At 67.6% G+C, this 16722-nt stretch carries 15 protein-coding genes; 6 read left to right on the top strand and 9 right to left on the bottom strand.

The window, feature by feature from the left end; all coding sequences use genetic code 11:
• Positions 1 to 32: 32 nt before the first annotated feature.
• A complete protein-coding gene (gene phnS, locus BCR55_RS22580) occupies positions 33 to 1124 on the bottom strand; it encodes a 2-aminoethylphosphonate ABC transporter substrate-binding protein (RefSeq protein WP_053298196.1) in 1092 nt (363 codons plus the stop codon).
• Between the two features lie 301 nt (positions 1125 to 1425).
• On the opposite strand from phnS, the gene BCR55_RS22575 reads away from it, so the two are divergent.
• The gene (locus tag BCR55_RS22575) at positions 1426 to 2535 is read left to right on the top strand and encodes a 2-aminoethylphosphonate--pyruvate transaminase (RefSeq protein WP_065496001.1); all 1110 of its coding nucleotides are present in this window, start codon (positions 1426 to 1428) and stop codon (positions 2533 to 2535) included.
• A gap of 69 nt (positions 2536 to 2604) precedes the next feature.
• Here the strand turns inward: BCR55_RS22575 and BCR55_RS22570 are convergent, their stop codons facing one another.
• Genes BCR55_RS22570 through aroQ form a run of 3 tightly spaced genes read right to left on the bottom strand, consistent with a single transcriptional unit; the run spans position 2605 to position 5294 of the window.
• Complete coding sequence (locus BCR55_RS22570) at positions 2605 to 3939, bottom strand: MFS transporter (protein WP_053298194.1); 1335 nt, start codon at positions 3937 to 3939, stop codon at positions 2605 to 2607.
• Between the two features lie 33 nt (positions 3940 to 3972).
• Positions 3973 to 4842, bottom strand: a complete 870-nt coding sequence (locus BCR55_RS22565) for a shikimate dehydrogenase (RefSeq protein ID WP_006406889.1) — start codon at positions 4840 to 4842, stop codon at positions 3973 to 3975.
• Positions 4839 to 5294: a type II 3-dehydroquinate dehydratase gene (aroQ, locus tag BCR55_RS22560; RefSeq protein WP_006406888.1), complete on the bottom strand. Its 456-nt coding sequence runs from the start codon at positions 5292 to 5294 to the stop codon at positions 4839 to 4841. The genes BCR55_RS22565 and aroQ overlap by 4 nt, the downstream gene beginning before the upstream one ends.
• 252 nt (positions 5295 to 5546) lie before the next feature.
• On the opposite strand from aroQ, the gene BCR55_RS22555 reads away from it, so the two are divergent.
• Both BCR55_RS22555 and BCR55_RS22550 read left to right on the top strand, forming a co-directional pair.
• Positions 5547 to 7439, top strand: coding sequence for a bifunctional sugar phosphate isomerase/epimerase/4-hydroxyphenylpyruvate dioxygenase family protein (locus BCR55_RS22555; protein WP_059875004.1), 1893 nt, complete (start codon positions 5547 to 5549; stop codon positions 7437 to 7439).
• Between the two features lie 162 nt (positions 7440 to 7601).
• On the top strand, positions 7602 to 7865 hold the full coding sequence (locus BCR55_RS22550; protein WP_006397215.1) for a hypothetical protein: 264 nt from the start codon (positions 7602 to 7604) through the stop codon (positions 7863 to 7865).
• Here BCR55_RS22550 and BCR55_RS22545 read toward each other — a convergent pair.
• The gene (locus BCR55_RS22545) at positions 7856 to 8695 is read right to left on the bottom strand and encodes an AraC family transcriptional regulator (RefSeq protein WP_006406885.1); all 840 of its coding nucleotides are present in this window, start codon (positions 8693 to 8695) and stop codon (positions 7856 to 7858) included. The two genes, BCR55_RS22550 and BCR55_RS22545, sit on opposite strands and share 10 nt — an antisense overlap.
• 587 nt (positions 8696 to 9282) lie before the next feature.
• Here BCR55_RS22545 and BCR55_RS22535 point away from each other — a divergent pair.
• A complete protein-coding gene (locus BCR55_RS22535; RefSeq protein WP_006406882.1) occupies positions 9283 to 10419 on the top strand; it encodes a branched-chain amino acid ABC transporter substrate-binding protein in 1137 nt (378 codons plus the stop codon).
• A gap of 326 nt (positions 10420 to 10745) precedes the next feature.
• The gene (locus tag BCR55_RS22530; RefSeq protein ID WP_035489171.1) at positions 10746 to 12056 is read left to right on the top strand and encodes an MFS transporter; all 1311 of its coding nucleotides are present in this window, start codon (positions 10746 to 10748) and stop codon (positions 12054 to 12056) included.
• A 149-nt stretch (positions 12057 to 12205) separates the two neighbouring features.
• On the opposite strand, the gene BCR55_RS22525 is transcribed toward BCR55_RS22530, so the two are convergent.
• From BCR55_RS22525 to garD, 4 genes are all read right to left on the bottom strand, one after another.
• Complete coding sequence (locus BCR55_RS22525) at positions 12206 to 12643, bottom strand: DoxX family protein (protein WP_065495997.1); 438 nt, start codon at positions 12641 to 12643, stop codon at positions 12206 to 12208.
• A gap of 172 nt (positions 12644 to 12815) precedes the next feature.
• A complete protein-coding gene (locus BCR55_RS22520) occupies positions 12816 to 13271 on the bottom strand; it encodes an RbsD/FucU family protein (protein ID WP_006397222.1) in 456 nt (151 codons plus the stop codon).
• Between the two features lie 78 nt (positions 13272 to 13349).
• The gene (locus BCR55_RS22515; protein ID WP_065495995.1) at positions 13350 to 13736 is read right to left on the bottom strand and encodes a nuclear transport factor 2 family protein; all 387 of its coding nucleotides are present in this window, start codon (positions 13734 to 13736) and stop codon (positions 13350 to 13352) included.
• 212 nt (positions 13737 to 13948) lie between these two features.
• A complete protein-coding gene (garD, locus tag BCR55_RS22510; RefSeq protein WP_006406877.1) occupies positions 13949 to 15505 on the bottom strand; it encodes a galactarate dehydratase in 1557 nt (518 codons plus the stop codon).
• A 229-nt stretch (positions 15506 to 15734) separates the two neighbouring features.
• Between garD and kdgD the strand changes: the two genes are divergently transcribed.
• On the top strand, positions 15735 to 16649 hold the full coding sequence (kdgD, locus tag BCR55_RS22505) for a 5-dehydro-4-deoxyglucarate dehydratase (protein ID WP_006397225.1): 915 nt from the start codon (positions 15735 to 15737) through the stop codon (positions 16647 to 16649).
• Positions 16650 to 16722: the final 73 nt, after the last annotated feature.

Raw genomic sequence — 16722 nt, 5'->3', positions numbered from 1 at the left:
TCTTGCTCACGGGAACGGGCAGCGCGCGCCGCTCACTTCGGCTTCACGACGTCGAGCGGCTTGCCCGAGCTGCCGATCACGTCCTTCTTCCAGCGCTCGAGCCATACCGGCTTCTTCGCCATCACCTGGTTCCAGTCGACCGGAATCAGCTTGACGCCCGCAATCGCCTTTTTCACCGCCTCGCCGTTCTTGCCGGTCAGCGGCACGTCGGTGCGGCCCGGAATGCCGTACATGTCCGGCACCTTCGACTGCACGTCGGTCGACATCAGATAGTCGATCAGCTTCTTGCCGGCGTCCTGGTTCGGGCCGCCCTTGATCAGACCGATGCCGTACGGCAGCTGGAACGTCGTGGGCTGGTCGCCCTCCTTCGCCGCGAGAAAGATCGGCTTGACCGACAGCGCGCCGTGCTCGGCGTCGTCGAGATCCATCTGCAGATCGCCGTTCGCGACCGCGATCTCGTTGCGCGACAGCAGCACGTTCAGGTAGCCCGTGCCCTTCGTGTGGAACTTCACGCTCTGCGACAGCTTCGCGAGATAGTCGAACGCCTTGTCCTCGCCCATCAGCGACGTCGTCAGGATCAGCACCGCCATCCCGTCGCCGGCCGTCGCGGGGTTCGAGTACGCGACCTTGCCCGCGTAGCTCGGCGACAGCAGATCGGCGAACGTCTTCGGCTGGCTCTTCACGACTTCCGGATTGATCGCGAACGAGAAGTAGTTGTTCACGAACGTCGCCCACGTGCCGTCCTCGGCTTTCGCGATCGCCGGCACGTTCTTGTAGTTCACGCTCTGGTATGCCTGCAGCAGCCCCATCTGGCCCGCCTGCTGGATGAACGGCGGCAGCGTGACGATCACGTCGGCCTTCGGCGAATTCTTCTCGATGTTCGCGCGGTTCACGACCTCGCCGCTGCCGGCCGTCACGATGTTCACGCGCACGCCTTCCTTCTTCTCGAAGGCAGGAAGCACGTCGCGATACAGGTTCTCGAGGCCGTCGGCCGTATACAGCACGACCGCGTTCGCCGCATGCGCGGGCAGCGCCGCGCCTTGCAGCAGGCCCGCCGCGCACGCGGCCAGCGCCAGCTTGCGGAACGCGCCGGCAGCGGCGCGCGTGGAATTCTGCAGTGTCATCTCACTTCTCCGTAGGCGGTACACCAAACGGCCGGGGCACGTCCGGCTCTGCTCTGCGCGCCGGCCGCGCGCCATGCGGCGGTTCCGGCCCGAGCGGTTGTCGATCGGGGGCGAGCCGGCCGATCGGCCCGCGTCGCCGCCGCGCACGGCGCTCGTGCGCGGCACCCGAAGGATCACAGCGTTCGATGACAAACCCGTGACGTGCGCCACAATTTCCACAAAATGACACATTTTGCCAATATCCTGCAAGTCGCTCAGAAATGCCGCCCGGCGTTTCGTCCGATCCTTGCTGGAGAAAACCATGTCCGACCCGATCCTGCTGACGCCCGGCCCGCTCACGACGTCCGCCACAACTCGCCACGCAATGCAACATGACTGGGGCTCGTGGGATGCCGCGTTCAACCGGCTGACGGCGAGCGTCTGCGCGGACCTCGTCGAGATCGCGCACGGCGGCGACGAATACGTCTGCGTCCCGATGCAGGGCAGCGGCACGTTCGCGGTCGAGGCCGCGCTCGGCACGCTCGTGCCGCGCGACGGCGTCGTGCTGGTGCCGGAAAACGGCGCGTATTGCACGCGCATCCTGACGATCCTCGAACGGCTGGGCGTCACCGCGATCGCGCTGCCGTTCGGCGAGGATGCGGCGGTCGACGCGGCCGCGGTCGACGCGATGCTCGCGCGCGAGCCGCGCATCACGCACGTCGCGCTCGTGCATTTGGAAACGAGCGCCGGCATCCTGAACCCGCTCGACGCGATCGCCGCCGTCTGCCGGCGGCACGGCAAGCGGCTGATCGTCGACGCGATGAGCTCGTTCGGCGCACTGCCGATCGCGCTTGCGGGCAGCGGCATCGACGCCCTGATCTCGGCCAGCGGCAAATGCCTCGAAGGCGTGCCCGGCATGGGATTCGCGATCGTGCGGCGCGGCACGCTCGACGCGTGCGCCGGCAACGCGCGCTCGCTCGCGCTGGATCTGCACGATCAGTACGCGTATCTGCGGAGGACCGGCCAGTGGCGCTTCACGCCGCCGACGCACGTGGTCGCCGCGCTGCGTGCCGCACTCGATCAGTATCGGGCGGAAGGCGGCCAGCCGGCGCGCGGCGCGCGCTACCGCGAGAACTGCCGCACGCTGATCGAATCGATGCGAGCGCTCGGCTTCGTGCCGTTTCTCGATGCAGGCATTCAGGCGCCCGTGATCGTCACGTTCCATGCACCGGCCGATCGCGCGTATGCGTTCCGCCCGTTCTACGATGCCGTACGCGATGCGGGTTTCATCCTCTATCCGGGCAAGCTCACGCGCGTCGAGACGTTCCGCGTCGGCTGCATCGGTGCGATCGACGCCGCCGATATCCGCCGCGCCGTGGCCGCGATCGCGCATGCGATCGAGTCGCTCGGCATCGCGCTGCAACCGGCGTGAAGATATAAAAAAGCCCGGCGGCCTGGGAGGCCGCCGGGCGAATGCACGACTGCTGCGTGGAGCCTGTGCTTAGAGTTCGATCCGCTTGATGTCGCCGACGACGAAGATGTACGACAGCGCGCCGATCAGCGCGATCGCGCCGATGAACACGAGCGCACCGACGAACGAGCCGGTCGAGGCGACGATGAAGCCGACGACGAGCGGCGTGACGATGCCCGCCAGGTTCGCCGCGAGGTTGAAGATGCCGCCCGTCACGCCGAGCAGGCCGTCCGGCGCGATGTCGGACACGAGCGTCCAGCCGAGCGCGGCCATCCCCTGCGCGAAGAACGCGACCGACATGATGGCGATCACGGCCTCGTTGCTCTGCACGTAGTTTGCGAGAATGATCGTCGATGCGAGCAGCAGGCCGGCGATGATCGGCAGCTTGCGCGCGAGGTTCGCGGATTTGCCGCGACGCAGGAGCCAGTCGGAGAAGATCCCGCCGAACATCACGCCGACCGATGCGGCGATGAACGGCATCACCGCGAAGAAGCCGATCTTCAGCCAGCCCATATGGCGCTCGGTCGCAAGATAGGTCGGGAACCAGGTCAGGAAGAACACGAGCGTCGAGTTGCCGGCGAACTGGCCGAGGCAGATGCCCGCGAGCTGGCGCTTCTTGAGCAGCCGGCCGGCCATCGACCAGCTGAACGCCTTCTGCGCCGGCTTGTCGTTCTTGCGCACGCCGTGCACGAGACCGCCGCCGGCTTCGATATAGGCGAGCTCCGCGGCGTTCGCGCCCGGATGATTGCGCGGCTCGTGATAGAACTTCCACCAGACGAGCCCGAACAGGATGCCGGCCGCACCGACGACCCAGAACAGCGAACGCCAGCCGAACGCGCCCATCAGCGCGAACAGCACGGGGCTGAAGAACGCGAGGCCGATGTATTCGCCGACCGTGTAAGTGCCGGTCGCCATCGCGCGCTCGTTCTGCGGGAACCACGTCGCGACCACGCGGCTGTTGGTCGGAAAGCACGGCGCCTCGCTGAGGCCGAGGCCGAGCCGGCATGCGAGCAGCGTCGCGACGCCCGGCACGAAGCCCTGCAGGAACGTGCAGAGCGACCACAGCGTCATCGACCAGTAATAGGTGACCTTGCTGCCGAACCGGTCGAGAACGAGACCGCCCGGCACCTGCGCGACCACGTATGTCCACGAGAACGCCGAGAACATGATGCCCATCACTGCCGCGTTGATGCCGAGTTCCTTCGTCAGCTGCGGCGCCGCCACGCCGAGCACGGTGCGGTCGAGATAGTTGATCATCGTGCCGATCGCGAGCAGCGCGAGGATCTTGTAGCGCGCCGACGTGCGCCGGGCCGCGCCGGCGGCGGCCTGCGCCGGCGCGGCGCTCGTACGGGTGGGGTGCTGCATGGTCGTCTCCTGGTCTCTCTTTATGTCGATGGGTCAGCGCGCGACGAGCGACTGAAAGTGCTCGAACATCCGCTCGGCGTCGGGCGTGCGTCCGGTGAAGAGTTCGAACGCATCGACCGCCTGGTAGACGGCCATGCCGCCGCCGGGCAGCGTCGCGCAGCCCGCCGCGCGTGCCGCGCGAATCAGTTCGGTTTCGAGCGGGAAATACACGATGTCGGCCACCCACATGCCGGCGTGCAGCAGTTCGGCGGGCAGCGGCAGGCCGGGATGCTTGATCATGCCGGTCGGCGTCGCGTGGATCAGGCCGGTCGCCGCACGCATCGCGGCCGCCAGCGCATCGCCGGACGGCGTGCCGCCCGCCGTAACGCGCGCAACCGGAAAACGCTGCTGCAGTTCGCCGGCGAGCGACGCGGCACGCGTGGGGTCGACGTCGAACAACGTCAGTTCGGCCGCGCCCATCTGCAGCGCCGCATGCGCGACGGCCGCGCCCGCGCCGCCCGCGCCGAGCTGCACGACGCGCTCGAGGGACGCGCCCGGCAGCCCGCGCCGGAACGACTTCGCGAAACCGGACCAGTCGGTGTTGTGGCCGATCCGGCGGCCGTCGCGGAACAGCACCGTGTTGACCGCGCCGAGCGCACGCGCATCGTCGGACAGTTCGTCGAGGTGCTCGATCACGCGCTGCTTGCACGGATGCGTAATGTTCAGGCCGTCGTATCCCATGCGCTGCGCGGCATCGAGCAGCGCGGGCAGCGCGTCGACGCTCAGCCCGAGCGCGTCGAGATCGATACGTCGGTACACGTAGCCGAAACCCTGCCGGAATCCTTCTTCTTCATGCATCGCGGGCGACAGCGATCCGCCGATGCCCTGGCCGATCAGGCCGATCAGAAACGACGGACGATTCATCGCGCGGCTCCCCGCGCAAGAAGCGTCGCCATGCGCTGCAGCGCGAAAATGTAGCCGTCGGTGCCGCAGCCGCAGATCACGGCTTCGGCGAGCGCCGCCACGTACGAATGGTGACGGAATGCCTCGCGGCGGTGCACGTTCGAAATATGCACCTCGATCACGGGCTTCGCGATCGCGGACAGCGCATCGGCCAGCGCGACCGACGTATGCGTATAGGCGGCCGGGTTGATCACGATGCCGTGCGTGTCGTGGCGCGCGGCATGCAGCCAGTCGATCAGCTCGTGTTCGGCGTTCGACTGACGGAACTCGAGATCGAGCCCGAGCGACTCGGCCTCGGCGCGGCAGCGCTGCTCGACGTCGGCCAGCGTTTCGGCGCCGTAGATATGGGGCTCGCGGGTGCCCAGCAGATTGAGGTTCGGCCCGTTCAGCACCAGGACCTTGTGCTTGCTCATCAGGATTCTGCTCCAAAAATCGGGGCGGACCGTTGCGGCGACCGCCCCGCGACATCGGGAATGGACGCTAGTGTGCGCCCGCACATGCCGGTTGTCTTTTCGGGTTTTCGCTTATTTGTACCATCTAGTTAGTTTGTATAATTCGCTACACTCCCCCAGTAAACTCGGGATATGGCGCGCGCGGCGAATTCAACGACTGGTTCATTCAGGGTCGGTTCGGGCGCCGCCGCCCGTTCTCCGCAGGATCCGCCCATGCAGCGCTCGATCGCCACTGTTTCCCTGTCCGGCACGCTCGCCGAAAAGCTCGCCGCCATTCAGGCCGCGGGCTTCGACGGCGTCGAAATCTTCGAGAACGATCTCGTCTACTTCGACGGATCGCCGGCCGACGTCCGGCGCATGGCGGCCGATCTCGGCCTCGACATCGTGCTGTTCCAGCCGTTTCGGGATTTCGAGGGCGTGAGCGCCGCGCAGCTCGCGCGCAATCTCGACCGCGTGCGACGCAAGTTCGACGTGATGCATGCGCTCGGCACCGACCGCATTCTCGTCTGCAGCAACGTGTCGCCCGACACCATCGCCGACGATGCGCTGCTCGTCGACCAGCTCGGCGCGCTCGCGGAAGCCGCGCGCGAAGCGGGTGTCGTCGTCGCATACGAGGCGCTGGCGTGGGGCCGCGTCGTGAAGCGCTACGGGCATGCGTGGCAGCTCGTGAACGCCGTGAACAGCCCGCACCTCGGCCTCGCGCTCGACAGCTTTCACACGCTGTCGCTCGACGACTCGCCCGATGCGATCGCCGACATTCCCGGCGAGCGCATCGCGTTCGTGCAGATCGCCGACGCGCCGAAGCTCGCGATGGACGTGCTCGAATGGAGCCGCCATTACCGCTCGTTCCCCGGCCAGGGCGACTTCGACCTCGCGCGCTTCACCGCGCGCGTGATCGAATCGGGCTATACGGGGCCGCTGTCGCTCGAGATCTTCAACGACGGCTTTCGCGCGGCGCCGACCGCGATCACGGCCGCCGACGGCCATCGCTCGCTGCTGTATCTGGAAGAGCTCACGCGTGCGCAGCTCGCCGCCGACGGCCGCTCGCCCGCGGCCGATCAGCCGCTGTTCGCGCCGCCGGCGCCGCCCGCGCACGTCGGATTCCAGTTCATCGAATTCGCGGTCGACGCGCAGGCGGCGGCGACCGTCGGCGACTGGCTGCGCCGGATGCGCTTCCGGCTCGCCGGCCGCCACCGCTCGAAGGACGTCACGCTGTTTCAGCACGGCGCCGCGTCGATCGTGCTGAACGCCGAGCGCGACTCGTTCGCCGATGCGTTCTTCCAGCAGCACGGGCTGTCGCTCTGCGCGTCGGCGTTCCGCGTCGACGATGCGAAAGTTGCGTTCGAACGCGCGGCGGGCTTCGGATATGCGCCGTTTTCCGGCCGCGTCGGGCCGAACGAGCGCGTGTTGCCGAGCGTGAAGGCGCCGGACGGCAGCCTCGACTATTTCGTCGACGAAGCGCCGAACGGGCCGACGCTGTACGAATCCGATTTCGTACTGACCGACATCGACGGCCCGACCGAGGTCGGCCCGCTGACCGGCATCGACCATGTCTGTCTCGCGCTGCCGGCCGACGCGCTCGACACGTGGATCCTGTTCTTCAAGACCGCGTTCGGGTTCGAGGCCGAGCGGAGCTGGCTCGTGCCCGACCCGTACGGGCTCGTGCGCAGCCGCGCGGTGCGCAGCGCCGACGGCTCGGTGCGGATCGCGCTGAACGCGTCGGTCGACCGGCACACGGCCGTCGCCGAATCGCTGAACCGCTACCACGGGACCGGGCTGAACCACGTCGCGTTCCGCACCGACGACATCGTGAAGGCGATCGCGGCGTTCGCCGCCGATGGCGTGTCGTTCCTGCGCATTCCGGCCAATTACTACGACGATCTCGCGGCGCGCTACGGATTGTCGGACGAGATGATCGACACGCTGAGCACGCACCATCTGCTCTACGACCGCGACGAACGGGGCGGCGAATTCCTGCACGCGTATACGGAGCTGGTCGACAACCGCTTTTCGTTCGAGCTCGTCGAGCGCCGCGGCGGATACGACGGTTACGGCGCCGCGAATGCGGCCGTGCGGCTCGCCGCGCAGGCGCAGCGGCGCAAGTAGCGCGCGGCATCGCACCGCGCATCGGGCCCGGCGGCGTTACATGCGGTAACGCGATGCTGGCGCGATCGCACGTCGCGCGGTGCCGTTTTAAGAATCGCTTAAGTCTCGGCCGGCACCATCCGCATCCAGCCCTGAAGAATTTCTCAAAAAAGGAGGACAGCGATGAGCGCCGTAGAAGCACCCGCGGGCCGCCCGGCCGCGCCCCCTGCCAAGAAGACGATGCTGCGCCGCCTGCTCAGCCATCACGAAATCGCGACGCTGCTCGTGCTGCTGCACGCGCCGATCGGCGCGAACGCGAAACCGGAATTGCCCGCGCTGCAGGAAGCGGGCCTCGTCGAGATGGTCAAGCTCGATGCCGATGCCGCGCCGAGCTTCCGCCTGACGAAAGACGGCACGGCCGTCCTCAAGGGGCTCGGCTACCGCTGAGCCGCCGCCTCTGCCGCGCCGCCGCGCGCGCTCCGTTCCCCTGCCCGATCCTGCAGCATCATCCGGTACTCCGTCGGCGTCACGCCGACGGTCGCCTTGAACTGGCGCGTAAACGCGCTGTGATCCGTATACCCGCATAACGCTGCGACGTCGGTCACCTTGTCGTGGGTGACCAGCAGCGCCGTGGCCGCATCGAGACGTGTCTTCAACAGCACCTGACGCGGCGTCAGGTGAAACACCTTGTGGAAATAGCGCTCGAGCTGCGCGACCGACATCCCCGCCATCTGCGCGAGCTGCTTCAGGTTCAGCGGCTGCACGTAGTGATCCTGGATGTGCTGGACGACGTCCGCGAGCTTGCTGTACGCCGGATGCGAACCTTCGTGCGCCTTCAGGTCGCGCGAAATGCCGGCGAGGCCGACGACCTTGCCCGACGCATCGCGCAGCGGCTCCTTGCAGGTCAGGCACCAGCCGGGCTGACGCCCCGGATACAGATGCAGCTCGAGCTGATCGGTCAACTGCTGGCCCGCGTTGATCGTCGCCATGTCCTGCTCGAAATAGCTGCGCCCGAAACGGCGCGGAAAGACTTCGTCGGTCGTCTTGCCGAGCAGGTCGCGCTTGTCCTTGTAGCCGCAGCGCAGCGCCAGCGTGCGATTGACGAGCGCGTAGCGGCCGTTGGCGTCCTTCACGAAGAACGCGACGTCGGGCAGCGCGTCGAACACCGGCTCGAGCAGGCGAAAGTGCGCGAGCATCGCGCCGAGATCGGCGTTGTCGGTCCGATACCGCAACGTATCGGACAGGCTGTGAGGCGGTACGGCAAGCGTGGGCGTCATCCCGGCATCCGTGAAACAAGTAGGCGATGGCGACGATTATAGAAGTGCGCGCGTAATGCATCGCGAGCCGACGGCGCGCGCGTGCGCGCAGCGTGGCGTGCGACGGTCGGCGCGGGCTGCCGCGCGCGGCGCACGCAACCCGCCGCGGCACTGGACGCATGCGGCCACGACGGTGCCGACGCGTGCCGCGCCGCGGCAGGCCGCCATCGTAGAAAGCCCGGCGCGCCGCGTCTTGGCCGGATTACGCACGCCGGATGACGATTTGCGCATATATCAGGGTAATCGACGATATGCCGAAATCGTCGCGGCCCGCGCACCGAACGCGCAAGACGTGCGCATTTTCGCTACCTAGACTTCGCTGCACAGTCACGAGACGACAACCGGTCGCCGCCGCGGCGCGCCGTCCGGTACGCCCGCACGGAAAGCCCGGCACGCCGATTCCGGCATAGCGGTCGACACTCGCGACATCCGGTGCGCGACGCGCGCGCGGCTTCCGGCCAGTCCGGCCGCCCGCGTCCCGCGCCCGCTGACCGCCGCAGGCCCGACGGCCGGCGGCGGCCCAACCACGCCATCAAGGGGAAGTGAAAGTGAAGCTGAAGGTATCGCACGTCGCGCTGGCTGCCGCCTGCGCATTGTCCGGCGCGCACGCCATCGCCGCCGACGTCGTCAAGATCGGTTTCGCCGCGCCGCTGACCGGCCCGCAGTCGAACTACGGCACCGACATGCAGAAAGGCGTGCAGCTCGCGATCGCCGACTTCAATGCGACCAATCCGACGATCGGCGGCAAGCCCGTCACGTTCCAGCTCGACTCGCAGGACGACCAGGCCGACCCGCGCACCGGCACGACGGTCGCGCAGCGCCTGATCGACAACAACGTGCGCGGCATCATCGGCCACTTCAACTCGGGCACGAGCATTCCGGCGTCGGATCTCTACGATCGCGCGGGCCTGCCGCAGATCTCGATGGCGACGTCGCCGCAATACACGGCGCGCGGCTACAAGACCACGTACCGGCTGCTGACGAGCGACGCGCAGGCGGGCCGCATCGTCGGCACGTACGCCGTGAAGAACCTGCACTTCAAGCGCATCGCGATCATCGACGACCGCACCGCATACGGCCAGGGCATCGCCGACGAATTCGCGAAGGCCGTGCAGGCCGCGGGCGGCACGATCGTGAAGCGCGACTTCACGAACGACAAGGCGCTCGATTTCTCCGCGATCCTGACGAACCTGAAGGGCATCAATCCGGACGCGGTGTTCTACGGCGGCGGCGATGCGCAATCGTCGCCGATGATCCGCAAGATGCGTCAGCTCGGGATGAAGTCGGCGTTCGTGACCGGCGAAATGTCGCGCTCGCCGACGTTCCTGAAGGTCGGCGGCGACGCGGCCGAAGGCGCGATCGTCTACATGGGCGGGCTGCCGAAAGAAAAGATGCCGGGCTTCGCCGGCTACGCGGCGCGCTACAAGGCACGCTTCAACGAAGACGTGATCACCTACTCGCCGTACTCGTACGACGGCACGATGGCGCTGCTGACCGCGATGAAGAACGCGAACTCGACCGATCCGAAGGTCTACACGCCGTATCTCGGCAAGGTGTCGATCAAGGGCGTGTCGGCCGATCGCATCGCGTACGACGCGAAAGGCGACCTGAAGGACGCGCCCGTCACGATCTATCGCGTCGAACACGGCGCGTTCAAGCCGGTCGACACGATCGCCGGCAACTGACGCAGGCGGACGCCATCCGTCGTCACGGCGCGCGCACGGCAGGCCCGTCGCGCGCCGCGCTCGCCCGGCGCGGCGCGGGCGCAGTCGAGGCCGCCCTCGAACCGCGCCGCCTCGCGCATTTCGCGCTCCTGTAGAATCCCCCACTCAGTTTGACGCATCGTCCCCGCCGCGCCCCATCCCGGTGCGGCGGCGCGTGTTCCGTGCTCTACCCGGCGCTCAGCACACCTTCCGACGACGCGGGCCGCGGCCGTGCGCCTGTTCACGCCAACAGCGGGCCCTGGAGACGCAGCACCGACAACTACATTCGAAAACCGATCGTCCTGACCATGCAAGCTTCCGAACTGAGCGGCGTGCCTCGCGCCGCCGAACGCGCGCTCACGCGCAGCGACTACAAAACCCTTGGCCTCGCCGCGCTCGGCGGCGCGCTCGAGTTCTACGACTTCATCATCTTCGTGTTCTTCGCGCCCGCGATCGGCCAGCTGTTCTTCCCGCACGACATTCCCGACTGGCTGCGCCAGTTGCAGACGTTCGGCATCTTCGCGGCCGGCTATCTCGCGCGTCCGCTCGGCGGCGTGATCATGGCGCACTTCGGCGACCTCGTCGGCCGCAAGCGGATGTTTACGCTCAGCGTGCTGCTGATGTCCGTGCCGACGCTGCTGATGGGCCTGCTGCCGACCTACGACACGATCGGCATCCTCGCGCCGGTGCTCCTGCTGCTGTTCCGCATTCTGCAGGGCGCGGCCGTCGGCGGCGAAGTGCCGGGCGCGTGGGTGTTCGTGTCCGAGCACGTGCCGTCGCGGCACATCGGCTATGCGTGCGGCACGCTGACCGCCGGGCTGACGGCCGGCATCCTGCTCGGCTCGCTCGTCGCCGCCGGCGTGAACAGCCGCTATTCGACCGCCGAAGTCGCCGCGTTCGCGTGGCGCATTCCGTTCCTGCTCGGCGGTGTGTTCGGGCTGTTCTCCGTGTATCTGCGCCGCTGGCTGCACGAAACGCCGGTGTTCGCCGAGATGAAGGCGAAGAAGGCGCTTGCCGCCGAGATTCCGCTGAAGGCCGTGCTGCGCGATCACGGCCGCGCGGTGATCGTGTCGATGCTGCTCACGTGGATGCTGTCCGCGGCGATCGTCGTCGTGATCCTGATGACGCCCGCGCTGCTGCAGAAGCAGTTCCACCTGACGCCCGCGACCACGCTGTTCGCGAACAGCGTCGCGACGCTGTGCCTGACGGCCGGCTGCATCAGCGCCGGCTCGCTCGCCGGCTGGTTCGGCGCGAAGCGCGTGCTCGGCATCGGCGGCCTCGTGCTCGCCGCGTGCTACTACCTGCTGTTCGCGCAGGTCGCCGCCGACGCGTCGACGCTGCCGCTGTACTACGGGATCGCGGGCTTCACGGTCGGCACGATCGGTGCCGTGCCGTTCGTGATGGTGAAGAGCTTCCCGCCGGTCGTGCGCTTCTCGGGCATCTCGTTCTCGTACAACGTCGCGTATGCGATCTTCGGCGGCCTGACGCCGGTGATCGTGTCGCTGATGATGAAGTGGAACCCGATGGCGCCGGTCGTCTATGTCGCGGCGATCTGCGTGCTCGGCGCGATCGCCGTGCAGTTCGCGAAGGATGCGAAGGACGTGACGGCCGCGCGCTGAGCGCGCCCAGGCGCCCGACGAACGAAGGGCCGAATTCCGCACGCGGCGGAATTCGGCCCTTTCGTCTTTGCGCCGCCGCAGCGGCGCAGCGGCGCGGTGGTGCGGTGGTGCGGCACGCAGCGCGCGGCACCCGGCGCCGCGCGAGCGGATCAGCGCAGCCCGCCGTACGACGAACTCGGCCGTCGCAAACCGTCGATGCTCGCGCCGCCCGCACCCGTCACGAACAGCAGCAGGAAGCCGCCCGCGATCGCGATGTTTTTCCAGAAGTGGATCACCATGTCGTGCTGAACCGCCGCATCGGTCGCGTCCCAGAAGTTGTGGCCGACCATTGCGGTCGCGACCGTGTAGATCGCCATCAGCAGCGCGAGCGGCTTCACGCGGTAGCCGACGATCAGCAGCAGACCGCCGAGCGCTTCGATCGCGACGACGATCGGCGCGACGAACTGCGGATACGGCACGTTCAGCCCGCGCAGATAGCCGAAGAAATCGCCGTAACCGAGCAGCTTCATCACGCCGCCCCACAGAAACAACGCCGCCAGCGCCAGGCGTGCGAAAAAAATGACGCCGGAATCGACGGAACGCGTCATGCCTCTCTCCTCGTATGCAGTACGTCCGGTCGCGCGAGCGCGGCCGGGCCGCTCGGCACCGCGCGCTGCGGCGCGCGCGGCAAATGGGCCAGCATAGAGCGTCCGTGCGCGTCGTCCAAGAGTTGTAGCAAAACTTTACATGGCCGCGTGCAGCACGGCCCGCCGCGCGTGTTTAGCCGGCGTCGCTCAACAACACGCCTTTCTTGAACAGGAAGCAGCCGTAGCCGCGCAGTTCGCCGGTGACGATCACGGCGTACGCGTGCTGCGCACGTTCGTAGAACGCGAAGCGGTCGATGCCGGCGAGCGGCACCGCGCGCCCTTCCGCACGGTCGATCTCGGCCTGCACCTCGCGTTGCACCGGCGGCAGCGCGGCCGGATCGCCGACGACTTCCATGCGCCACGCGGCCGTCTCCACGAACGTGTCGAGCGGCAGCACGGACAACACCGCGCGCACGACGCGCGCGGAATCGGCGCCGTCGATCCGCAGCGCGCGGCCGACGACCGTATGCTGTGCGACCGATTCGGCCGGGAAATTCGCATCGCAGATCGCCACTTCGTCGCCGTGGCCCATCGCGCGCAGCGTGTGGAGGATGTCGGCGTGCAGCAGCGGATCGAGGTTCTTCAGCATGTCGGGAGCTCCGGGAGCGGGAACGAACCGCATAACGTTACCCGATCCCGGCGCCCGCTGCGCATGCCGCGATGTGCGTTACGCCGCCGCAGCCGGCATTTCGTCGATGAAGCCCGTGATCGACTTCAGGCGGCCCGACGCATCGACGGTGCCGAAATCCGAGCCCTTCACGATCGCGGTACCGTCCGGCGCCTCGAGCGCCCATGAGAAGCGCAGGTGCTGGCCGAAACCGTCGACATCGGTGGTGCGGCGAAAGCGGTATGCCGGAAAGCGCTCCTGCACGGCCGCGATCATCGTGTCGATGCCCGCGTGACCGTCGCCGGCCATCAGCGGATCGCGATAGGCGGCATCGCTCGCGTACGTCGCGTCGATCAGCGCGCGGCGGCGCGCGACGTCGGGCTCGTTCCACGCGTCGAAGTAGCGGTCGATCAGGTCGGTATGGACGGATTGGGCAGTGGTGTTCATGCGAGACTCCTGGTCGGATGGATGAGAGACGATGCCGCGAACGTTTCGTGTCCGCGTGTCGCTATCGTCGCCGGCGTCGCGCGGGCCGTCGATTACGTGCGAGGTAAGCGATTCGCGATGCGCGCACACGGCACGCGACGAACGACGCGGCGCCCCGAAACGACAACGGGCGCCCGAAGGCGCCCGCATCGTTCGACCGAGATAGCCGCGCGTCAGGTCACCGGCGCCGGATTGAACAGCACGAGCGCATTCGCGAGCTTCCATTGCTCGGCCCACGTGCGGCGCTTGCCGCTCGCGACGTCGAGCATCATGTGGAACAGCTCCCAGCCGACGTCCTCGATCGTCGCCGCGCCGGTCGCGATGCGGCCCGCGTCGAGATCCATCAGGTCGTGCCAGCGGCGCGCGAGATCGCTGCGCGTCGCGACCTTGATCACCGGCACCTGCGCGAGCCCGTACGGCGTGCCGCGGCCCGTCGTGAACACGTGCAGGTTCATGCCGGCCGCGAGCTGCAGCGTGCCGCAGATGAAGTCGCTCGCGGGCGTCGCCGTGTAGAGCAGCCCCTTTTGCCGGGCACGCTCGCCCGGTCGCACGACGCCGGCGATCGGCGCGCTGCCCGATTTCACGATCGAGCCCATCGCCTTCTCGACGATATTCGACAGGCCGCCCTTCTTGTTGCCCGGCGTCGTGTTCGCGCTGCGGTCGACGCGGCCGCGCTGCAGATAGCGGTCGTACCAGTCCATCTCGCGGATGATCTCGCGCGCGACGTCCTCGTTCGCCGCGCGCGACGTCAGCTGCGCGACGCCGTCGCGCACTTCGGTCACTTCGGAGAACATGATCGTCGCACCGGCGCGCACGAGCAGGTCGGCCGCGAAGCCGACCGCCGGATTGGCCGTCAGCCCCGAGAACGCATCGCTGCCGCCGCACTGCACGCCGACGACGAGATCCGACGCCGGACACGTCTCGCGACGCCGGCGGTTCAGCCGCTCGAGATGCGATTCGGCCATCGTCATGATCGAATCGATCATCGACTGGAAGCCGACATGCGCGGCGTCCTGCAGACACACGACGCCGCCGTTGTCGGGCTCGCCCTCGGCCGCGACCACCGGGATCGCGCCCGGCGGCAGCAGGCGGTCCGGCTGCAGCTTCTCGCAGCCGAGGCTGACCGTCATCACCTCGCCGCCGAAGTTCGGATTCAGGCTGATGTTGCGCAGCGTGCGGATCGGGATGTCGGCATCGGGCGCGTCGATCGCGACGCCGCAGCCGTACGTGTGCTCGAGGCCGACGACGTCGTCGACGTTCGGATAGCGCGGCAGCAGTTCGGCCTTGATCCGCTTCACTGCATGCTCGACGACGCCTGCCACGCACTGCACCGTCGTCGTAATCGCGAGGATGTTGCGCGTGCCGACCGAGCCGTCCGGATTGCGGAAGCCCTCGAACGTGTAGCCTTCGAGCGGCGCCAGCGGCGGCGCGCGGCGCGTCGCGAGCGGCAGGTCGTCGAGGCCCGGCGGCTCCGGCATGCGCATCGTGCGCTCGTTGACCCAGCTGCCGCGCCGCAGGTCGGTCAGCGCGTAGCCGATCACGACGTTGTAGCGCACGATCGGATCGCCGGCCGCGAGATCGGTCAGCGCGACCTTGTGGCCCTGCGGGACGCCTTCGCGCAGCGTCAGCCCGTCGGCGAACGTCGCGCCCTCCGGCAGACCGCCGTCGTTGACGACGATCGCGACGTTGTCGTCCGGATGCACACGGATGTAGAGCGGGGATGCAGTCATCGGAATTCCTGAAAGCGGCAAGTCATATCGTTAGTCATCATACGACATTGAACACCCATCGCGCATAGTTCGTAAACCCTTATCCGGAAAGACCCTACTATTCCCCGGCGAGCAAACCGCTTGCGCCGCCTGTTCTTGCGTTGTACGATGACATACAACGACATCGCCACTATGGCTCGTATGCCGTTCCCGACGAACCCAGCACTCGCGCTAGACGGACGACCCAACCATGACTTCACCTCAAGAACTCAAACAGATCATTTCCCACGGCCTGCTGTCGTTTCCGCTGACGGACTTCGACGCCGACGGCAGCTTCCGCCCGACCACGTACGCCGAGCGTCTGGAATGGCTTGCGCCGTATGGCGCGAGCGCGCTGTTCGCCGCCGGCGGCACCGGCGAATTCTTCTCGCTCACGCAGCGCGAGTATTCGGACGTGATCCGCGTCGCGACCGAAACCTGCAAGGGCAAGGTGCCGATCCTCGCCGGTGCGGGCGGCGCGACGCGCGTCGCGATCGAATATGCGCAGGAAGCCGAGCGCCTCGGCGCGAGCGGCGTGCTGCTGATGCCGCACTATCTGACCGAAGCGAGCCAGGAAGGGATTGCCGAGCACGTCGAGCAGGTCTGCCGCGCGCTGAAGATCGGCGTCGTCGTGTACAACCGCGCGAATTCGAAGCTCAATGCGGACATGCTCGAACGCCTCGCCGATCGCTGCCCGAACCTGATCGGCTTCAAGGACGGCGTCGGCGACATCGAAAGCATGGTCACGATCCGCCGCCGCCTCGGCGAGCGCTTCGCGTATCTCGGCGGCCTGCCGACCGCCGAAGTCTATGCGGCCGCGTACAAGGCGCTCGGCGTGCCGGTGTATTCGTCGGCCGTGTTCAACTTCATCCCGAAGACGGCGATGACGTTCTACGAAGCGATCGCGAAGGACGATCACGCGACCGTCGGCCGCCTGATCGACGAGTTCTTCCTGCCGTATCTGAAGATCCGCAACCGCCGCGCGGGCTATGCGGTCAGCATCGTGAAGGCCGGCGCGAAGCTGGTCGGCCACGATGCGGGCCCGGTGCGCGCGCCGCTCGTCGATCTGACCGAAGAAGAAGTCGCGCAGCTCGATGTGCTGATCAAGAAGATGGGCCCGCAGTAAAAAGACGCGGCCGGCGGCGGCGCCATCGCGGCGCGGCGGCCGGCCCGCTCGCATCGACGATGCCGCGCGGCTC

The sequence above is a fragment of the Burkholderia sp. CCA53 genome, assembly GCF_001685525.1.
Lineage (GTDB): Bacteria > Pseudomonadota > Gammaproteobacteria > Burkholderiales > Burkholderiaceae > Burkholderia > Burkholderia multivorans.
Note: the sequence above shows the minus strand (reverse complement) of the source record. Positions and strands in the feature narration are given on the sequence as shown.

What these genes read in the sequence shown, in the direction of transcription:
- BCR55_RS22550 (WP_006397215.1), top strand. Translation starts at nt 7,602, where the DNA reads ATGAGCGCCGTAGAAGCACCCGCGGGCCGCCCGGCCGCGCCCCCTGCC.
- BCR55_RS22515 (WP_065495995.1), bottom strand. Translation starts at nt 13,736, where the DNA reads ATGAACACCACTGCCCAATCCGTCCATACCGACCTGATCGACCGCTAC.
- BCR55_RS22530 (WP_035489171.1), top strand. Translation starts at nt 10,746, where the DNA reads ATGCAAGCTTCCGAACTGAGCGGCGTGCCTCGCGCCGCCGAACGCGCG.
- BCR55_RS22525 (WP_065495997.1), bottom strand. Translation starts at nt 12,643, where the DNA reads ATGACGCGTTCCGTCGATTCCGGCGTCATTTTTTTCGCACGCCTGGCG.
- phnS (WP_053298196.1), bottom strand. Translation starts at nt 1,124, where the DNA reads ATGACACTGCAGAATTCCACGCGCGCCGCTGCCGGCGCGTTCCGCAAG.
- BCR55_RS22555 (WP_059875004.1), top strand. Translation starts at nt 5,547, where the DNA reads ATGCAGCGCTCGATCGCCACTGTTTCCCTGTCCGGCACGCTCGCCGAA.
- BCR55_RS22545 (WP_006406885.1), bottom strand. Translation starts at nt 8,695, where the DNA reads ATGACGCCCACGCTTGCCGTACCGCCTCACAGCCTGTCCGATACGTTG.
- kdgD (WP_006397225.1), top strand. Translation starts at nt 15,735, where the DNA reads ATGACTTCACCTCAAGAACTCAAACAGATCATTTCCCACGGCCTGCTG.
- BCR55_RS22570 (WP_053298194.1), bottom strand. Translation starts at nt 3,939, where the DNA reads ATGCAGCACCCCACCCGTACGAGCGCCGCGCCGGCGCAGGCCGCCGCC.
- BCR55_RS22565 (WP_006406889.1), bottom strand. Translation starts at nt 4,842, where the DNA reads ATGAATCGTCCGTCGTTTCTGATCGGCCTGATCGGCCAGGGCATCGGC.
- garD (WP_006406877.1), bottom strand. Translation starts at nt 15,505, where the DNA reads ATGACTGCATCCCCGCTCTACATCCGTGTGCATCCGGACGACAACGTC.
- aroQ (WP_006406888.1), bottom strand. Translation starts at nt 5,294, where the DNA reads ATGAGCAAGCACAAGGTCCTGGTGCTGAACGGGCCGAACCTCAATCTG.
- BCR55_RS22575 (WP_065496001.1), top strand. Translation starts at nt 1,426, where the DNA reads ATGTCCGACCCGATCCTGCTGACGCCCGGCCCGCTCACGACGTCCGCC.
- BCR55_RS22520 (WP_006397222.1), bottom strand. Translation starts at nt 13,271, where the DNA reads ATGCTGAAGAACCTCGATCCGCTGCTGCACGCCGACATCCTCCACACG.